This is a genomic window from Cupriavidus sp. GW822-FHT06G04 (genome assembly GCF_058799075.1).
This window is the reverse complement of record NZ_JBXALD010000010.1, coordinates 1-18,788: the sequence shown is the minus strand read 5'-3', so window position 1 is coordinate 18,788 and position 18,788 is coordinate 1. Positions and strand designations below refer to the sequence as shown.

Sequence of the window (18,788 nt, the reverse complement as noted above, 5' to 3'; positions counted from 1 at the left end):
TGGACCCGGCCTGAATCTCGCAGGAGACACTCGATGGAACAGCATGACCGCGTCAGTGCAGCCGCCAACGCGCTACACGCCCAGGCAGATCCGCAGGAGCTTCAGGAGTGGTGCCAGGCGCTCGATGGCGTCCTGTCGGCGTGGGGTGCGGAGCGGGGCCGCGAGCGTGCCTGCGAAATCCTCGATGCACTATTGGCCCATGCGCGCGAACGGCGCTTGCCGTGGCGCCCGGCGCACGTCACACCATACCTGAACACGGTGCCGGTGGAAGACCAGCCCGCCTATCCGGGTGACCTGGCAATCGAGCAGCGTCTGTCGGCCATCCTGCGCTGGAACGCGCTGGCCATGGTGGTACGTGCCAATCGCGCGCATGGCGAGCTCGGCGGTCATATCGCCAGTTATGCATCGGCTGCGGATCTGTTCGAGGTGGGCTACCAGCATTTCTTCCGCGGCAATGCCGCACCTCACGGTGCCGACCTGGTTTTCTTCCAGCCACACTCGGCGCCCGGCGTCTATGCGCGCGCGTTTCTGGAAGGACGGCTCGATGAATCGGCGCTGTGCCACTACCGACAGGAACTGGTGGCCGAAGCGCAGGGGTTGCGCGGACTGAGTTCGTATCCACATCCGTACCTGATGCCGGATTTCTGGCAATTTCCCACCGGCTCGATGGGCATTGGCCCGCTTAACGCAATCTATCAGGCGCGTTTCATGCGCTACCTGCAGAACCGGGGCCTGTGCGAAACCGGCGGACGTCGCGTGTGGGGTTTCTTTGGCGATGGCGAGATGGACGAGCCAGAATCGGTCGCGGCGCTGACGCTTGCCGCGCGCGAACAGCTCGACAATTGCACCTTCGTGATCAACTGCAATCTGCAGCGGCTCGATGGTCCGGTGCGCGGCAATGGACGCATTGTCGACGAACTGGAGGCGCTGTTCGCCGGCGCAGGCTGGCATGTGGTCAAGTGCCTTTGGGGCTCGGAATGGGACGCACTGCTGGCGCGCGACCACAACCATGCGATCAGCCGTGCGTTTGCGCAGACGCTCGATGGCGAGTTCCAGACCTTGTCCGCCAATGACGGAACGTTCAACCGTGCCCACTTCTTCAGCAAGACCCCGGAGTTGCGCGCGTTGGTGGCGCATCTTTCCGATGCGCAGATCGACCAGTTGCGCCGGGGCGGCCATGATCCCGTCAAGATTCATGCGGCATTTGCCGAGGCCGCGGGCTGCAAGGGCAGGCCCGCCGTGGTGCTGGCCATGACGATGAAGGGCTACGGAATGGGCACCATCGCGCAGGGCCGCATGACCACCCATCAGCAGAAGAAGCTGAGCCAGGCCGACCTGATGGCGTTCCGCGACCGTTTCAGTTTGCCGCTGTCTGACCAGCAGGTCATGGATGCGGCGTTCTACCGGCCACCCGAGGACAGCCCCGAAATGCAATACCTGCAGGCGCGGCGCGCCGAACTGGGCGGCTATCTGCCGGTACGCAGTACCAGCGCCGCCACCTTGGCGGTGCCCGGTCTGGAAGCGACTGCCGCCTTTGCACTCCATGCCGATGGCAAGGCGATGAGCTCGACCATGGCACTGGTGCGGCAGCTTGGCGCACTGCTCAAGGATCCGGTGCTGGGTCCGCGTATTGTGCCGATCGTGGCCGACGAGGCACGCACGTTCGGCATGGCTGGCTTGTTCCGGCAGGTGGGCATCTATGCGCCATTCGGCCAGCTCTACCAGCCGGAAGACTCGGCGTCGATGCTGTCGTACCGCGAAACGCGCGACGGCCAGATCCTGGAGGAGGGGATTACCGAGGCGGGTGCGCTGTCGTCGTGGACGGCGGCGGCCACCAGCTATGCCACGCATGGTCTGCCGATGCTGCCGTTTTATATCTACTACAGCATGTTCGGCTTCCAGCGCGTGGGCGACCTGATCTGGGCCGCGGCCGACCAGCGCGCCCGCGGCTTCCTGGTAGGCGCCACGTCGGGACGCACCACGCTCGGTGGAGAAGGGCTCCAGCATCAGGACGGCAGCAGCCATCTTGCTGCGGCCACGATCCCGAACTGCCGCGCCTATGATCCCGCGTTTGCGGGCGAACTGGCGGTCATTGTCGACCACGGCATGCGCCGCATGCTCGAACAGCAGGCCGACGAGTTCTATTACCTGACCGTGACCAATGAGGCTGTGGAGAACCCGAGCCTGCCGCGGCAAGCGCATGAAGGCGTGGTGCGCGGCATCTATCTGCACCGCCCGGGCGGCGACTTTGCCCACCGGGTGCAGCTGTTCGGCAGCGGCGCCATCATGGGCGAAGTACTCAAGGCCGCCCGGCAGCTTGAGCAGGAGCACGAGGTTGCGGCCGATGTATGGAGTGTCACCAGCTATATCGAACTTGCGCGCGAGGGCGCCGACTGCGAACAACTGTGGCGCCATGGCAAGGGGCCGGCTGACCAAAGCTGGCTGGGCCTGCAGTTGCAGCGCAGCGTTGGGCCGATCATCGCCGCCACCGACTATGTACGTGCACTGCCGGAACTGGTGCGTGCCTTCCTGCCGGCCGGCCGACGCTACGTGACGCTGGGTACCGACGGCTTCGGCCGCAGCGATTCGCGTGCGGCGTTGCGGCGCCATTTCGAGGTGGATGCCGCGGCGATCGTGCAGGCCAGCCTGCGTGCCGTGGAGGAAATCGTGGCCGAGGAAATGGTCTCGGAGCGGCGGCATCTGGCCGACGTGATCGCGTTGGCATCGATATGACCCGTGCCTGATCCACGGTTGCTTCATATTTGACGCGCGGCCCGGGTCGGCACCAAGGCCGCGCGTCGCGCACCGCGCTGGGGAGTCATGGCGGGGTGCATGCCCGATTCTTGCGCGTCAAATGCGGCTTTTTGCCGACAACTCTTGCATACAAGCATGGCATACCACTTGCTCAAGTGGTTGCCGTGACCGAAACCACCGACAAATCTCCCGCTGACATTGCCAATCGCATCACCGAGGCGATGCTTGGCCAGAAACTGCTTCCTGGATCGCGCCTGGGCGAGCAGGAACTTGCCGCGCTATTTGGCGTAAGCCGCACGCTGGTGCGTGAAGCGCTGATGCGCCTGGCCGCGCGTGGCATGGTGACCGTCAGCTCGCGGCGCGGCTGGTTCCTGGTGGAGCCCAGCGCCGATGACATTCGCGCCGCGTTCGATGCGCGCCGCATTATCGAAACCGGGTTGCTGCGCGAAGTCAGTGCGGAACGGCCGCCAAGCGTTCAGGCGATTCATGCGCTCAAGGTGCATATCGCCCGCGAAAAAGCCGCGCTCGATGGCGACGACGCCAGCGTACGCAGCTTCCTGCTGGGCGATTTCCACGTGTGCCTGTGCGCCTCGCTTGGCTATGGCCTGCTCACCGATACATTGCGTGACCTGACCGCGCGTACCACGCTGGTGGCCAGCCGCAATCAATCGGCCGTCGATGCCGGACGCTCATGCAGCCAGCATGAAGACATCGTCAACGCACTGGCCAATGGCGATGGCGCGCTGGCCGCACGCCTGATGGCCGAACATCTGGGCGAGGTCCACACGAGCCTCGACGCCGTGCCGCCCATCGATCCGCTCGCGCACCTGCGCCACGCACTGGCGCCAGTGGACCCGCAACGCATATCAACCTCCGTTCTACCGTCCGGGGATTTGTCCCCGAACCCATCTACTCCCTCTCGAAGCTAAGGAAACTCGCGATGTTTCATGTCAACGCCCTCAAGAAGTTTTCCCGTCGTGGCCTGATGGTCGCCATGCTGGCCGGTCTGTGCGTAACGGCCTTGCCGAAGCTGAGCCATGCCGACACGCTTGCGGACGTCACCAAGGTGGGCGTATTGCGCGTGGCCGTGCCGCAGGATTTCCCGCCATTTGGTTCGATTGGCGTGGACATGGCACCGCAAGGCCTCGATATCGACGTGGCTGCGCTGGTGGCGAAGAAGATGGGCGTCAAGCTCCAACTGGTGCCGGTGACCAGTACCAACCGCGTGCCATACCTGCAGACGCGCAAGGTCGACCTGGTGATTTCGAGCATGGGCAAGAACCCCGAGCGCGAGAAGGTGCTCGATTTCTCCGAAGCCTACGCTCCGTTCTTCAACGGCGTGTTCGGTCCGGCCGATCTGCCGGTCAAGAGCGCGGCCGACCTCGCCGGCAAGACCGTCGGTGTTACACGTGGTGCCGTGGAAGACCTGGAACTGAGCAAGATTGCGCCGGCCAGCGCCACCATCAAGCGCTACGAAGACAACAACGCCACGATCTCGGCGTTCCTGTCTGGCCAGGTGCAACTGATTGCCACTGGCAATGTCGTGGCATCGACGCTGATCGCCAAGCATCCGCCCAAGGCACCGGAAACCAAGTTCCTGATCAAGAACTCGCCGTGCTTTATCGGCATGAACAAGGGCGAGAAGGCGCTGCAGGACAAGGTCAATGCGATCCTCGCAGAGTCGAAGAAGGACGGTTCGCTGAACTCGCTGTCGATCAAGTGGCTGCTGCGTCCGCTGCCGGCACAACTCTGATCCGCGCCGTCACCGGGTTGAAGCATGGCTTACCAGTTCGATTTCCTGTCGGTGCTTGATTACACCGATGTGCTGCTCAAGGGCATTGCCGTCACCGCGCAACTCACGCTGACAGGCGGCGTGCTGGGCGTGGCGGTGGCGATTGCCGGTGCCTGGGCCAAGACGCAGGGGCCGGCGTGGCTGCGCGCCGTGGTCAGCGCCTATGTGGAGCTGATCAGGAACACGCCGTTCCTGATCCAGCTGTTTTTCATCTTCTTCGGCTTGCCGAGCCTGGGCGTGCATCTGCCTGAGATGCTGGCGGCGTCGCTGGCCATGATCATCAACCTGGGTGCATACGGCACCGAGATCGTTCGCGCCGGGCTGGCCGCCAGCCCGCGCGGGCAGTTCGAGGCTGGCGCGAGTCTGGCCATGTCGCCGTTCCAGGTATTCCGTCACGTAGTGCTGCGCCCCGCGTTGCAGAAGATCTGGCCGGCGCTGTCGAGCCAGATCGTGATCGTGATGCTGGGGTCGGCGGTCTGCTCGCAGATTGCGGCGCAAGACCTGACCTATGCGGCCAACTTTATCCAGGGGCGCAATTTCCGGGCCTTCGAGGTGTATCTGGTCAGTACCTCGATCTACCTGCTGCTGGCGCTGGTGTTGCGGCAACTGCTGCGCGGCATCGGACGGCAGCTTTTTGCACGGAGCGTCCGATGATCGAGTTCTCAACGTGGGATATCGTCCGCAATCTGCTGCTGGCTGCACGCTGGACCGTGCTGCTGTCGCTGGTGGCCTTCGTGGGCGGTGGCATCGTGGGGCTGCTGGTCCTGCTGATGCGAACCAGCAAGCGCCCGATGCTACGTCGCGCAACGTGGGCCTATATCGAGATTTTCCAGGGCACGCCACTGCTGATGCAGTTGTTCCTGGCGTTCTTCGGGCTGGCACTCTTCGGCATCGAAGTGCCTGCCTGGCTTGCCGCCGGCTTGGCGCTGACATTGTGGACCGCAGCGTTCCTGGCGGAAATCTGGCGCGGCTGCGTCGAGGCCATTCCACGTGGCCAGTGGGAAGCGTCGGGCAGCCTGGCGATGAACTATGTACAGCAGATGCGCCACGTGATTCTGCCGCAGGCGCTGCGCATCGCAGTGGCGCCGACCGTGGGTTTTGGCGTGCAGGTCGTCAAGGGCACTGCACTGGCTTCGATCATCGGCTTCACCGAGCTTTCCAAGGCGGGGACCATGATCGTCAACGCCACGTTCCAACCGTTCACCGTGTATGCCGCCGTGGCGCTGATGTACTTCGCGCTGTGCTGGCCGCTTTCGCAATACAGCAAAATGCTGGAGAGGAAATTCCATGCCGCTCATCGCCATTGACGAGGTCCGCAAGTCGTTCGGCAGCAATCAAGTCCTGAAGGGTGTATCCCTTTCCGTGGAACCGGGCGAAGTCATTGCCATCATCGGCAAGAGCGGTTCGGGCAAAAGCACGTTGCTACGTTGCATCAACGGACTGGAAACCATCGATTCGGGTGCGATCACCGTGGCCGGTGCCCATCTGGCTGACAGCGAACTGCAACTGCGTGCGCTTCGCCTGAAAGTGGGCATGATCTTCCAGCAGTTCAACCTGTTTCCGCACCTGAGCGCGGGGCGCAACGTGATGCTGTCGCCGATGGTGGTAAAGGGCGTGCCGGAGGCGCGCGCCCGTGAACTGGCCGAGGAAAACCTGGCGCGGGTGGGTTTGTCCGCCAAGTTCGACGCGTATCCGGATCAGTTGTCCGGCGGGCAACAGCAACGTGTGGCTATCGCGCGTGCGCTGGCCATGCAACCGACCGCCTTGCTGTGCGACGAGATTACCTCGGCGCTCGATCCCGAGCTCGTGAACGAAGTGCTGCAGGTGGTGCGCGGCCTGGCTGCCGATGGCATGACCTTGCTGATGGTGACGCACGAAATGCGCTTCGCACGCGAGGTGTGCGACCGCGTGGTCTTCATGCACCAGGGCAAGGTGCATGAGATCGGCGCACCCGACGAGGTATTCGCTCGGCCGCAGACGCCGGAGTTGCAGCAATTCCTGGGGCTGGTGGAGGCCTGATCGCTCCAGATGGGCGCGGCTTGTCAGGCGGAGCGCCGATAGGGTCTTCTGTGCGACAGCGGTCTGAACATTCAGCGCGCGCCGGCCTCCGCTGCGAGGTAATTCTTCAGCAGCACCGCACCGCGTTCGCCCACGCGGGTTTGCCAGGCCGCCACGGCGTCGAGCCCGGCATGGCGTAGCGCCTGCTGCACGGCCGGCGCGGGCTGATCCTGAATGACCACGCCATTGGCGCGCATGCGCGCGGTGTTTTCGGCCAGGCGCGTATCGAGTCGCGCCCACTGCCTGTCTTCGGTGGCTTTCGCGGCGGCGGTCACGGCGTCGCGCTGTGCCGGCGACAACGCCTGCCACGCAGCGTTGTTCACGGTGGTGAACGACAACGGCATGGCGTAGCCGATCGCCGTGAAGTTCGGCAGGAAATCCCACAGCTTGCGGCCCGCACCGCCATCGCCCGACGACAGCACCGCGTTCACCGATCCATCCTTCAGGCGCGGCATGGCGTCGGAGAACGACAGGTTTTGCGCCCGCGCGCCGGCCGCGCGCATGACTTGCGTCGACGTTTCGTCGTAGGCGCGCACCGACAACGCGCGCAGATCGTCAAGCGACCCCACGGGCTGCCGCGACCACAAACCCGTGGGCGGCCACGGCGTGATGTACAGCAATTGCTGGCCTTGCTGCGCGAAGGCACGTGCATAGTCCGCGCGGGCCAGATCGGCCAGGCGGTGTGCGCCGTCAACAGACGTGGCCACGAACGGCAGCGACGACAATAGGAAGATGGGATCGACTTCGCCCAGCGCGCCGCCGAATGCGTCGCCAGCCTGCAGCTTGCCGTCGCGAATGGCGGCTGGCATCTGCGCGGACTTGATGCCGGCGCTGGCGTCGAACGTGGGCTGTGCAGTGATCGCGCCCTGGGTGCGGGCGGCGACTTCCTGCGCAAACGTGGTCAGTCCCTCGCCGGGCATCGACGTCGCCGGGTACTCAGTGGCCATCTGCCAGACCACCGGCGCGGGCTGTGCGCGTGCGTCGGCGGCAACCCAGAACGAGGCGCAACACAGCGTGGCGGCGATCCAATGACGAGACAAACGACGGGCTTGGCGAACGTTGTACAAGGTGCGCATGGCAGGGACGTATGAAGGGATTGGGGGCGAGGACAGACGGCTTGTGGCGCGACGATAACTGATCGAGTCGCCCAAGGCCAGAAAGCGACGGAGAGCCATCTGCATTATCGGACATTTATCGTCCTTTTTTTGAAATCGATAATTTATCGACATAGGATAAATGCCGATAAACGGCTTGAGCTGAGTCGCGCGGCACGTACGGGATCGAGGATCAGGGCTGGCTCGGTTGGTTGCTCGCCCGCAATCTGCTGCTGTCAGCGCTCGGGTAGCGACATCGGCATCGACGCATCCCACAGGATGTCCTGCAGCGCGCGCCGCTGGCGCCAGCCCAGTTCCTCGAGCATGGGCGCGTCGTAGAAGGCGGGCACGGGCCCCACGCACAGCAGGCCGAACGGTGTGGCAGCGTCGGGCAAGCCCAGTTCGCGCGCCAAGGCGTCGGGATCGAACATCGATACCCAGCCCAAACCCAGGTTCTCGGCGCGCGCGGCGAGCCACAGGTTCTGTACCGCGCAGGCGGCCGATGCCCACGCCATTTCACGCGGCATGCTGCGCCGACCGAAGACGGTGCCGTCGTCTGGGGCAAGAATCACGGCCAGCAGTTCGGCGCTGTCGCGTATGCCTTCCACTTTCAGACGCAGGAATTCCGCGGCACGTTCGCCCAGCGCGTGCGCCGTGGCCTGGCGCTCCGCTTCCACCAGCGGCGCCAGGCGCGCGCGCCATCCGGGCGTGCTCAGCCGCATGAACCGCCATGGCTGCATCAGCCCCACCGATGGCGCCTGATGCGCCGCCTGCAGCAGCCGTTCCAGTTGATCGTCGGGCAGCGGCGGCCCCGGAGTGAAATGACGACAGTCGCGCCGCAGCGCCATCACGCGATACAACGCGGCGCGCTCGGTGTCGTCGATATGTGGGCCAGAGGGGAGGTGTTCCATATGCCAATGCTTGCCATGCGAGGATGCGTCGCAGCCGGACTTCGCATCCAGCGCGTGGGGCTGATTTATACCGTGACGTCACGGGCCGTCAAGGGGCAACGTGCGCGCCAGCCGACGCCCCCTTGGCGCTCGCGTTTCGATGCCCTCCGTGGGAGGGGGGGTATTCGCCATCCAGATTCGTGTGCGATCTGCCGATATATGCCGCTAGGCGGTGCGGTGTTTCCGTACTTGAACAGTGAGATATCGGGAGATACCGTTGCGCAACGGAGTCATGGTGGTCAGGTTGGCGTTTCGCCGGCGTTTTGTCTGGTTGTTTCTGACATTGGCGGTGCAACTGGCCTTTGGCTCAAGCATGGCGCACGCCGTGTCGGCGGCCTGTTCAACCCTGAGTGCGCTCGATACGATCTCCTACAGCAATACCTTTCCGGCTGCTTCATTCTCACCCGGTGAGACATTAACCGTGTCCTACACCGATGACGGTCAAGATCCAGCCAGCCTACCGCCGTTCGCCTCCGACCATGTCTTGGTTCAGGATGCGGGCACGACCAATCTGTATGGCTACAACTATTACAGCAGTTCGAAGATAAATGGCCTGCGTGCATTGACCATTACGGCGAGCCAACTCACTGCTTCAGGCCTGAATCTCAATATCCAGACGGGCACGCATATCGGTCCCGTGGCGATTCGCTGCACCGGTTCGGTCACCGCTCCCACCGTCGCCAACACGGCGTCGACGGTTGCCGCCAACAGCTCGAACAACGCTGTGACGCTGTCGATTGGGGGGACGGCAACGTCGGTGGCCGTGGTGTCAGGTCCAGGTCATGGTGCTGCAACGCCATCCGGAACGAGTATCAGCTATACGCCTGCGCCCGGCTACTACGGGACAGACAGCTTTACCTACAGCGCGTCGAATGGGGGTGGAACGTCTGGAACCGCGACCGCGACCATTTCAGTGACGGCTCCCGTCGCGACCCTTGCTCCGGCGTCCGGACCATTGACGCCGGGCACCGTAGGTGCCTCCTACAGTCAGATTTTCACCATGACCGGCGGCACAGCACCATTCAGCTATTCGGCGACAGGACTGCCTGCGGGGCTGAATCTGAACCCCGCGACCGGCCTGTTGTCCGGTACACCGACCGTCGCGGGACCCAGTACGTTCACAATCCAGGCAACGGATAGCTCGAACGGTGCCGGCGGGGCGATTTCGGTAACGCAAAGCTACTCGCTGACCATCGCGTCGCCGACCGTCACGGTTGGGCCAGTCTCGGTGTCCAACCCCACCGCGGGCATCGCCTATTCCCAGACTCTGGTGGGTGCGGGTGGCGCGGCGCCGTATGCGTTTGCCATCACCGGCGGAGCGCTGCCCGCAGGCTTGTCGATGATGGCCGACGGCACCATCGCTGGCACGCCCACGGCGGCGGGCGGATTCAGCTTTACGGTGACGGCCACTGACAGGAACGGTTTCAGCGGCAGCCGTGCATATAGCGTCACCGTGGCACCGCCGGTGATAACGTTTGCGACCACCACGCTTGGCGCTGCCAGCGTGGCATCGGCCTATAGTCAAAATATCGCGGCAAGCGGGGGCAATGCCCCCTACACATACTCGCTGGTCGGCGGCGCGCTGCCGCCGGGGATTTCGCTCAGTGCAGGGGGTACCTTGGCGGGAACTGCCGCATCCGCCGGTACGTTCAATTTCACGGTACAGGCCCGGGACAGCACGGCAGGCGGCACATTCACAGCTACGCAGGCATTCACGCTGACGGTCGGCGCCGCAACGCTGGCCGTGGCGCCGGCCTCGCTGACGGGAGCAACGGTGGGCGTTGCCAGCAACCAGACCATCACGGCATCTGGCGGCGTCGCGCCGTACACGTTTGCGATCACGGCGGGCTCGCTTCCGGCAGGGATGACGCTGTCTTCGGGGGGCGCTTTGAGTGGCACGCCAACCGCGGGGGGCAGTTTCAGCTTCACGGTCACCGCGACGGATAGCAGCGGCGGCTCCGGGCCGTTCTCGGTATCGCGCAACTACACGCTGGCCGTCGCGGCGGCGACGTTGTCGCTTTCGCCGGCGATGCTCCCACCGCCGACTGTCGGCGCGGTGTACAGCCAGACACTGACGGCTTCGGGCGGCGTGGCACCGTACACCTATGCCGTCACGGCAGGAGCGCTGCCGGCGGGCTTGATCCTGAATTCGAGCACTGGCGTCATCAGCGGTACGCCCACGGTATCCGGAAGCAGTTCGTTCACGATCCAGGCGAATGACAGCAGCGTGGGCGTCGGGGCGCCGTTCAGTATCGCGAGGACATTCTCGTTGAGCACAGGGCAGGGCATTCCGACGGCGCCGGGGGTGGTCATCGCCACCAATCCGAACACGCCAGTGACAATTCACGCGGCGGCCAATGCTGCCAACGGTCCATTTACCGGCGTCGTGGTCGTGACGCCACCCGCGAGCGGCTCCGTCGCGGTTCAGGGGCTGGACATTGTCTATACGCCGGTATCAACGTCATCCGGAGCCATCACGTTCGCCTATGCGCTGGTGAATGCGGCGGGCCAGTCGGCGCCCGTGCCGGTCACGGTGAACGTTGCGGCGATGCCGATTCCGGTGGCTTCGGCGCAGGCCAGCGCCGCCGCTGGCAAGGTGGCGTCGGTCAACATTACTGAGAACGCCACCGGCGGTCCGTTCACCGGCGCGGCCATTGTGTCCGTGGTCCCCGAATATGCCGGCGAGGCCAAGCTGAGCCGCATCGCGCCGAAGACCGTGGCCTCGGCGAATGTCATGGGCGGAGCGCCCGGCAGTGACTTCGTTGTCACCTTCACGCCGGCTGCCGCATTCGCCGGCACGGCGGTGATTACGTACACGATCAGCAATGCGGTCGCGATTTCCAATCCCGCAGAGCTCAGGGTGACGGTGGCCCCGCGGAAGGACCCGTCCACGGATCCTGATGTCACCGGATTGATCAACGCCCAGATCCAGGCGGCGCGCCGCTTTGCCTCGGCGCAGATCAGCAACTACAACCAGCGGCTGGAGCAATTGCACGAAAAGGGCCGGCCGACATTCCGCAGCACACTGAACGTGGCGCTGCCGCGGGCGGATGGCGTGGACCCGCGCGTTTGCCAGGGTATCGACGGCCTGGCCGCGCGCGACGAGTGCCAACGCGGCGCGGCAATGGTTCGCGATGCCAACGCTGGCAACCCTGGCGCGGCACAGGCAGATGCTGCCAAGGGCATCCCCGAGCTGCCAGGTACGGAGCATGCGCCAGCCGGCAATCCGGACGATGCGCGCCTCGCGTTCTGGACCGCCGGTACGGTCGACTTCGGCTTCGCCAACGTTGCTGCGCAGCGCTCGGGGTTCCGGTTCACCACCGGCGGCGTGACGGCGGGTGCCGACTATCGCGTGTCAGATCAACTGACCGCTGGCTTCGGCATGGGCTACGGGCACGACGCCACAGAGGTGGGATCCTATGGCACGCACAGCAATGCGGATGCGTTCAGCGTCGCGCTGTACGGCAGCTATCGACCCGCCCCGTCGTACTTCATTGACGGTGTTGCCGGGTACGGGGTCCTTGATTTCGATTCGCGCCGTTGGGTGGCCGATGAGGCGGTGATGGCAACTGGAAAGCGAAACGGGCACCAGTGGTTCGCCTCGCTGACATCAGGTTACGAGCATCGGGGCGCGAAATGGCTGATATCGCCATACGGGCGTGTGTCGGCTATGGAAAGCGGGCTCGACGCCTTCACCGAATCCGGGGCCGGTACGAATGCGTTGACGTACTTCGGACAAACGGTGACGAGCGTATCGGGAACGCTCGGCTTACGTACTGAATATGTGCAACCGACGCGCTGGGGCACCTTCACGCCGTTTGGGCGCATCGAGTATCAGCATGATTTTGAAGGGCAGGGCGCGGCCAACCTGTCATACGCTGATCTGGTGGGTGTGGGCCAGGTCTATAGCGTAAAGGGTTCCCCGTTTGGCCGAGATCGCTTCCAGGTCTGGCTCGGCGGAAAGATGCGCACCAAGACGGTCACGTTCGGCTTGGACTACAACGTGATGTTCGGCATGAGTGGGCTGCAACAGGGCGTAAGACTGACGTTTGCAGCGCCCTTCTGATTTTGCGTTGTACACCGTCGGTAGCGGCCATTCACCCAGTTGCAGCTGGCTGGTTTAATGGCCGCGCCCAATCCCTTATCTGCCGTGGCACTTCTTGAACTTCTTGCCGCTGCCGCAAGGGCACGGGTCGTTGCGGCCGGGCTGGTCGCCCCTCACCACGGCCTCCACGCGCGGGCCCAGGCTCTTCCAGATCTGGCGCAGGTCGTAGACAGCCCAGATCGCCTCGCCGAAGGCTTCCACGCGCGCCTGGCTCGTACTGGGCGGGCCATCCTCGCTGTACATGCAGACCTCGGGCTGGCCGGTGTCGGCCTCGGTCAGGGCGACAATGGCGTCAAGCGCGTCGTCCAGCCACTGGGCGGCTTCCTTGTCGCGTGGGGCCGTCCATTCATCGGGCCAGTTCTCCACCGCGAACATGAAGCCCAGCGCCCACACCTGGCCAAACGAGGGAATTTCCCGCCCGTCAATCTCCGCGCGCTCTTCCTGGGGCAGGCTCCAGATGGCGCCGCGCATGTCCATGACTTCGGGATGGAAGGTGCGTTCGTCCTCCAGCGTCTCCACCGGCTGGTCGAGCTGATGCTCCACCTCGTTCCATCGACGCTGCCACAGCTCCATGAAGCGGCTCTGCTGGGCCGCGTCACGGAACGCGGGCAGCAACGGCGGCGGACTGCCCTCGGCCACGTCGAGCGCCGCGCCGTCGCCCAGCAGCATGGGCAGGTAGTCGGCAGCCGGGATGCGGCGGCGCGTGCAGACCAGGGCCGTGAGAAAGCCGTCGCAGAACTCCCATTGCGGGATTTCTTCAGCGCGCTGGCGCAGGTCGTCCAGCAAATCGTCAAGCTCCTGAAGTTCGTCGGGCGTCAGGGCGGTGGCTTCGGTCATGAGGCGGGTTCTCGCGGTGCGGTGTGGGGATGCGCTGGTCGCAGCGCCGCGAAGTATAGCGCGGCCCCTTTTTCAGGAGTGCGTCGTACGACTGGTCGCAACAGCCTCGACAACGTTCGACGTGCCATACCACATTGCCAGAAGGTTCTCGTCGCTGGACACATTAGCGGCGGTCGGGCCGGCTGAAACGTGGTGACAACCGCGAATCCCGATGCCGCCCTCAACTTTGGCTACGAGTCCCAGATGGGTCATGACGATCGCTACGAGCTTGCACGGGAGTTTGTCGATGTCGTCACCGGTCTTTGGGCAGGTTCGCTGATGACGCCTTTGGGGACCAGAGGAATCGATTGCCGTTGCAGGAAAATAGTCCAATTCGTGGATACGGCTTGAGCTTTCAACCTGCCGTCGCTATTCATCCCTCCTATCGTGGGGTGCATACAACGCGATCGATATTTCTGACCGCATTCCGTTAAACTCCGCACACCGTTCCCTCACCGTCCTGCAGTACACGCTTGCGGATGCGCACAGAACAACAGAATAGCCGCGGCACAATCGCCCGCGGCGGGGTCAGGAAGCTGTCGATGCTGACGGCCTGCATGCTTGCCGGACTGCTTGCGGCGGCGCCAGCTTTGGCGCTGGATGCAGCGAAGATCTATGAAATGCGCGCGCCCAGCATCTGGGTCGTACGCGTTTTCGACGCGCAGAACCAGCCGACGCGGATGGGCAGCGCGGTCGTCATCGGCCCCGAAACGCTGATCACCAACTGTCACGTGCTGGTGCGGGGCAAGTCCATTTCCGTCAAGCGCGAGAACACCGCGCATGGCGCGCGGCTCGAATATGCAGACGTGGATCGCGATCTCTGCATCATCAAGGCCCGCGGGCTGGTTGCACCGGCCGTTCCTGTCGCGCCGCTTTCCACATTAAAAGTGGGCGAAAAAGTTTATGCACTGGGCGCGCCGCGTGGATTGGAGCTGACGCTTTCCGACGGTCTTGTTGCGGCGCTGCATCGCGACAAGGACGAAAGAATCGTCAGCATCCAAATGACCGCACCGATTTCATCGGGGTCCAGCGGCGGTGGCGTATTCGACGAGGACGGTCGGCTGATCGGTGTGTCGTACATGACCATTCGCGATGCGCAGAACCTGAATTTTGCGATTCCAGCAATGTGGATCGAGCAGGTGCCGGCGCGTGCCACCGTCGCACTACAAAAATTCCGCGCCGAGCAAGCCGCCACCGCATCAGGCAATACAGCCACGGCTGCCGTGGGACCCGCCCGCGTTCCGGCAACTGGCCCCGAGCAACCGGTTCTGGGGGACGAGTTGAACCGCCACTTCGCGTCGATCAGGCAGGTCGTTGCCACGGCACCAAGCGGCGCGTCACTGGAAATACGATTCAGCCCCGACGGATCGTTAGGCGTGACCAATACCCGCTCGCATGGCTATTCAAGCGGCCAATTCAATGTGTCGCCGGGTACGAACGAGGTTTGCTTCACCATGGGCAATCCGAGCTTCAACGCCATGCAGACTTGCTACCGCCTGAGCCACCGCGGCGATACGTACATCATGCGTTCCGTTTCCTCACCGTACTACTTCACGTATGCGTTCACCGCTTCCTGACCCAGGCATCGATCGATGGCGTGGCCTGAGACGCCAGGCGCGACTGGCGGTGTTGGCCACGCTAACGCTTGGCGTGGCCGCATGCGCGCCACGCACGGCGGTCACCAGCGTCCGCGCGCAGGACTACGCACAACAGCCCAAACGCATCTATGTGATTGCCGCGTCGGGAATGGGTTGGGGGCCTGCCTTTGCGCCGACGTTCCGCGCCAAGTTCCGCGACATCTTGCGCGGCTGCGGCGCCACCGCCGCCTTCGAGGATGTCACGGGACTCGAGCTCGACCGCAGGCCAGCGGAAGCGAGGGCCGTCGCGTTCAAGCCCGATGCAGTGTTGACGATTGCCAGCACCGGAGGCGTTGTGGAAGTAGGCGGCAGCCGGCTGTCCATCGACTACAACACCACGCTGAGCGATGTGGGCCAGAATCGCGCTGTATGGCGCGCGAAGTTCGCGTTCAGTCGGGGCAGTTCGGCGATCTCGCTTGCCGAACGCGGCGCGGTCTTTGCCATCGAACTCTCCAATAAATTGAAGTCCGACGGCTTGCTGACCGGCTGCTTGCCGATCCCACTGGATAGCAACGGCAGGCTCGATGCGTCGGCCATTCCCAAGCCGCGCCCCGACGACATTACGCCCAGCCTCGCCGTAACACGACCCACCATTTCCGGCAAGCCGACGCTAAAGGATCTGCAGGACCTGCTGCCGACGAATTGACGCGATGCGACGGCATGCTCTTGTCGCCTTCCGCAGATTCCACGGATCAGGAAAAATCGGTTAGTCCAGCGCTTCAGTTTGGATTAACGCAATAAGAGATGTTTCTCGATCCGCGAATCGGGAAGAAACCAGAATGCCGCCATGCCAATCAGTATCAGCGTTGCGGCGGTAGTGCTGAAAAAACTCACGCCAACCGTCAGCGCATACACGGCCAGCGACAGCCTGCCCTTCAGATCCTTGCCGATGGTGCCTGCGAGCGAAGAATCCTTGCCTTCCGTGGCGATGATGACGCGCTCCAGAATCCAATAGGCAATCGCACACATGAACAGCACGAAGGCGTAGAGGGCCGTCGGAATCGCCGAGAAATCCGATTTGCCCGTCCAGGTGGTGGAGATCGGAATCATTGTCAGCCAGAACAGCAGATGCAGATTCGCCCACATCACCTTGCCGTTGATGCCGCGAACCATCTGGAACAAGTGGTGATGGTTGTTCCAGTAGATGCCAACGTACACAAAGCTCAGCACGTAGCCAAAGAAATGCGGAGCTTCGGAACGCAGGCCATTCAAGTTGAATTCCGTTGGAAACTGGATCTGATAGAGCATCAGCGTCAGGCTCACGCCAATCACGCCATCGCTGAACGATTCGAGCCGGCTTTTGTTGATAGTCATGAGCGCGCTCACACGAATTGCTTGCGGAAGGAAAGGCTCGCCAGGTGCGCGATGATCACGATAAACGGCAGCACACTCCAGAAACCGATCTGCATATAGAGCAGGGCACCGAGGAAAGCACCGAGCACAAAGCCGAGCACGACGCTGCCGCTTTTCAGGACGGCCACGCGATGTTCGCGGGTTGGTGCGCGGAGGTAGTTCGACAGATCGATGCCGAATTGCGTAGTGTTGCCGGTCATCATCGTGCTCGGGCTGATGCTCTTGGTCAGCGTCTTGCTCGAGGTATTGCGGATCGCCAGCGCCATCAGGCCAAGACCACCGGCCAACGCGAGTTCGACGCCATTCGGGTCGCCGAACGGATCGAAATACAGCCCCACGCCCATAAATCCCAGCAGGAATATCGCCTCGGCCACGAACAGCCAGCCCAGCGTCTTGTGTGTCTGGCTGCACCGATCGATCCAGAGCTTGGCGACCATCACGGTGGCGATAAACAGCGGAATCGCGCCGAGCTTGATCCACAGCCCCGCTCCGCCCTTCACGAAGGCCGCGCCGGCGAGCACCAGGTTGCCGGTGACGTGGGCGGTAAAGAAGCCGACCAGCGCGATAAAACCGATGGTGTCGATGGCACCGCCGACTATCGTCAACAGCACCGCGGGGCGACATTGCTCCCAGATGCTGGCAGTGGAAGTGTCGGGACGTTGGGAATCGCTGATGGCCGGCATGTGTTCTTTCTCCAAAAGGCGCCACAACGTCCGGCGCAATGTAGTTCAGTTTGTCTGATGATTCACGCCGCCGTCCTCCTTCCTGCTTCGGCGTCGTATGTCCTGAACTATAAGCATTGGAGCCGCGACACGAGTGGTTGCGTCGCGCACATGATGTTCAATATTTTTGAATGTTAGAGCTGGATTGCAAGCACCAGCCTGGTACGAGCGGTCAACCCACCCAAATTTATTGCGGAGGATTCACCCGTGGCGGACGCGCGAGATCGAATCGATTTTCTGGTCCGATAAGCGCATAGGCCGATGGGCCGCCTGCACGAAGGATGATGCCCGCGCCGAAGGTGTCGAAGACGCCGTCCTTCAACAGGTCCTGTCGGATGTGAACGGCCACGACTTCGCCAAGCACCAGCCACGTTGGAATTGTCGCGCCAACATGATCGCGGAGCTGAATCACATCAGTGAGCTTGCACTCGAAGTGAGCCGCACTTTCCGCCACGCGCGGAACGGCGACTCGCCGTGACGGAACGGGAGTGAGCCCGGCCAGTTCGAATTCGTCGACCTCATAGGGCGCCATGGCGCAAGTCGCATTCATCTTGTCGGCAAGATCGTGCGTGGTGAGGTTCCACACAAACTCCCCGGTCTCCTGAACGTTGCGCAGGCTGTCCTTCGCCTGGATGCTCGAGAAGCCGATGATCGGCGGATGGTAGTTGAAGGCGTTGAAAAAGCTGTAAGGGGCGAGATTGAGCGTGCCGTCGCTGCCGCGCGTGGAGATCCAGCCGATGGGGCGGGGACCGACGATCGCATTGAGCGGATCATGCGGCAATCCGTGGCCTTGCGATGGTTCGTAGTAGTGGTAGTCCATGTCAGTCGTGCAAAGGTGAAAATCGGGAATGTGAAGCAGGGATCGTCAATAGTACGTCCGATCTGCAGCAGACGCTTTGCCAGCATCGGGAACAGGTCGAGCGCCAGTGCAGCCCCTTGGTCACGCCGATCTGCACGATGCGTCCCGTTCATTACAGCCGTTGCGTAATTCCGAGGAGTTCCGCGCTACGATTCCAAATCAACTATTCAACGAGGTGCGTTTATGAGTTCCGCTCAGGACAATCAAGTTGGCGCCTGTGTCTATATTCTGCACATGCTATTGCAGCGGCTGGAATCCCAGCAGCCCGGGATGCTGCTTGAGATGGCAGAGGGCATTGGGGCAGACCAGACTGCAGCGTCCGCGACCGAGCGCGGGAAGAAACTCGATCCAGTCTTTTCAGAGGCGCTGCGGATCGTCAATCTGGCGCGAGCACAGTTGCAGCGCGCCGATCAAAATGACGCAGGCGACGATCTTTAATGGGCGGGTGCGGCCCAACGCCGAGCACAATTGAGCGTTCCTCCCGGACCGGTCCGCGTAGGGCAGAAGACGACCGAGGGTGTGTGAAAACGCCTTAGTTCAGCTCGCCGAAAGTCTAGGGACGTACCTAGGCCACGTTGGGCGCGAATC

16 protein-coding genes and 1 pseudogene are annotated in these 18,788 nt (G+C 63.2%); 11 read left to right on the top strand and 6 right to left on the bottom strand.

Annotated features, from left to right (window positions below; all coding sequences use genetic code 11):
* Positions 1–33 precede the first annotated feature (33 nt).
* The 6 genes from mdeB to AC1RKI_RS21315 all read left to right on the top strand — a co-directional run bounded on the left by mdeB (position 34) and on the right by AC1RKI_RS21315 (position 6,565).
* A complete protein-coding gene (gene mdeB, locus AC1RKI_RS21340) occupies positions 34–2,733 on the top strand; it encodes an alpha-ketoglutarate dehydrogenase (protein ID WP_492797001.1) in 2,700 nt (899 codons plus the stop codon).
* Positions 2,734–2,918: 185 nt separating this feature from the next.
* Entirely contained in the window at positions 2,919–3,683 is a 765-nt protein-coding gene (locus tag AC1RKI_RS21335) for a GntR family transcriptional regulator (RefSeq protein ID WP_099047601.1), read from the top strand.
* Positions 3,684–3,739: 56 nt separating this feature from the next.
* Positions 3,740–4,507, top strand: coding sequence for a transporter substrate-binding domain-containing protein (locus AC1RKI_RS21330; protein WP_492797202.1), 768 nt, complete (start codon positions 3,740–3,742; stop codon positions 4,505–4,507).
* A 24-nt stretch (positions 4,508–4,531) separates the two neighbouring features.
* On the top strand, positions 4,532–5,200 hold the full coding sequence (locus AC1RKI_RS21325) for an amino acid ABC transporter permease (RefSeq protein ID WP_150979836.1): 669 nt from the start codon (positions 4,532–4,534) through the stop codon (positions 5,198–5,200).
* The gene (locus AC1RKI_RS21320; RefSeq protein WP_227460697.1) at positions 5,197–5,853 is read left to right on the top strand and encodes an amino acid ABC transporter permease; all 657 of its coding nucleotides are present in this window, start codon (positions 5,197–5,199) and stop codon (positions 5,851–5,853) included. The genes AC1RKI_RS21325 and AC1RKI_RS21320 overlap by 4 nt, the downstream gene beginning before the upstream one ends.
* Entirely contained in the window at positions 5,834–6,565 is a 732-nt protein-coding gene (locus AC1RKI_RS21315; RefSeq protein WP_227460698.1) for an amino acid ABC transporter ATP-binding protein, read from the top strand. Before AC1RKI_RS21320 ends, AC1RKI_RS21315 begins: the two co-directional genes overlap by 20 nt.
* A 71-nt stretch (positions 6,566–6,636) precedes the next feature.
* Here the strand turns inward: AC1RKI_RS21315 and AC1RKI_RS21310 are convergent, their stop codons facing one another.
* Both AC1RKI_RS21310 and bluB read right to left on the bottom strand, forming a co-directional pair.
* Positions 6,637–7,680 carry a TRAP transporter substrate-binding protein gene (locus AC1RKI_RS21310; RefSeq protein ID WP_492796998.1) on the bottom strand — a complete coding sequence of 348 codons (1,044 nt, stop codon included), beginning with the start codon at positions 7,678–7,680 and terminating at the stop codon, positions 6,637–6,639.
* A 254-nt stretch (positions 7,681–7,934) separates the two neighbouring features.
* Complete coding sequence (gene bluB / locus AC1RKI_RS21305; protein WP_492796996.1) at positions 7,935–8,609, bottom strand: 5,6-dimethylbenzimidazole synthase; 675 nt, start codon at positions 8,607–8,609, stop codon at positions 7,935–7,937.
* 256 nt (positions 8,610–8,865) lie between these two features.
* Here bluB and AC1RKI_RS21300 point away from each other — a divergent pair, with 256 nt between their 5' ends.
* Entirely contained in the window at positions 8,866–12,714 is a 3,849-nt protein-coding gene (locus tag AC1RKI_RS21300) for a putative Ig domain-containing protein (protein ID WP_492796994.1), read from the top strand.
* Positions 12,715–12,789: 75 nt separating this feature from the next.
* Here AC1RKI_RS21300 and AC1RKI_RS21295 read toward each other — a convergent pair whose 3' ends face one another.
* On the bottom strand, positions 12,790–13,590 hold the full coding sequence (locus tag AC1RKI_RS21295) for a YecA/YgfB family protein (RefSeq protein WP_061957967.1): 801 nt from the start codon (positions 13,588–13,590) through the stop codon (positions 12,790–12,792).
* Between the two features lie 85 nt (positions 13,591–13,675).
* Here AC1RKI_RS21295 and AC1RKI_RS21290 point away from each other — a divergent pair.
* From AC1RKI_RS21290 to AC1RKI_RS21280, 3 genes and pseudogenes are all read left to right on the top strand, one after another.
* A pseudogene (locus AC1RKI_RS21290) lies at positions 13,676–13,919 on the top strand (LLM class flavin-dependent oxidoreductase); the annotation flags it as partial.
* A 252-nt stretch (positions 13,920–14,171) separates the two neighbouring features.
* Positions 14,172–15,206 (top strand): trypsin-like peptidase domain-containing protein, encoded by a 1,035-nt coding sequence (locus AC1RKI_RS21285; RefSeq protein ID WP_492919060.1) that lies wholly within the window; start codon positions 14,172–14,174, stop codon positions 15,204–15,206.
* A gap of 49 nt (positions 15,207–15,255) precedes the next feature.
* The gene (locus AC1RKI_RS21280; protein ID WP_492796990.1) at positions 15,256–15,912 is read left to right on the top strand and encodes a hypothetical protein; all 657 of its coding nucleotides are present in this window, start codon (positions 15,256–15,258) and stop codon (positions 15,910–15,912) included.
* Positions 15,913–15,995: 83 nt separating this feature from the next.
* Here AC1RKI_RS21280 and AC1RKI_RS21275 read toward each other — a convergent pair whose 3' ends face one another.
* The 3 genes from AC1RKI_RS21275 to AC1RKI_RS21265 form a co-directional block, all read right to left on the bottom strand.
* The gene (locus tag AC1RKI_RS21275) at positions 15,996–16,580 is read right to left on the bottom strand and encodes a TMEM175 family protein (protein WP_061957971.1); all 585 of its coding nucleotides are present in this window, start codon (positions 16,578–16,580) and stop codon (positions 15,996–15,998) included.
* A gap of 8 nt (positions 16,581–16,588) precedes the next feature.
* Complete coding sequence (locus AC1RKI_RS21270) at positions 16,589–17,302, bottom strand: YoaK family protein (protein WP_061957972.1); 714 nt, start codon at positions 17,300–17,302, stop codon at positions 16,589–16,591.
* Positions 17,303–17,528: 226 nt separating this feature from the next.
* Complete coding sequence (locus AC1RKI_RS21265) at positions 17,529–18,161, bottom strand: flavin reductase family protein (protein WP_061957973.1); 633 nt, start codon at positions 18,159–18,161, stop codon at positions 17,529–17,531.
* 222 nt (positions 18,162–18,383) lie between these two features.
* Between AC1RKI_RS21265 and AC1RKI_RS21260 the strand changes: the two genes are divergently transcribed.
* A complete protein-coding gene (locus tag AC1RKI_RS21260) occupies positions 18,384–18,638 on the top strand; it encodes a hypothetical protein (protein WP_244788265.1) in 255 nt (84 codons plus the stop codon).
* Positions 18,639–18,788: the final 150 nt, after the last annotated feature.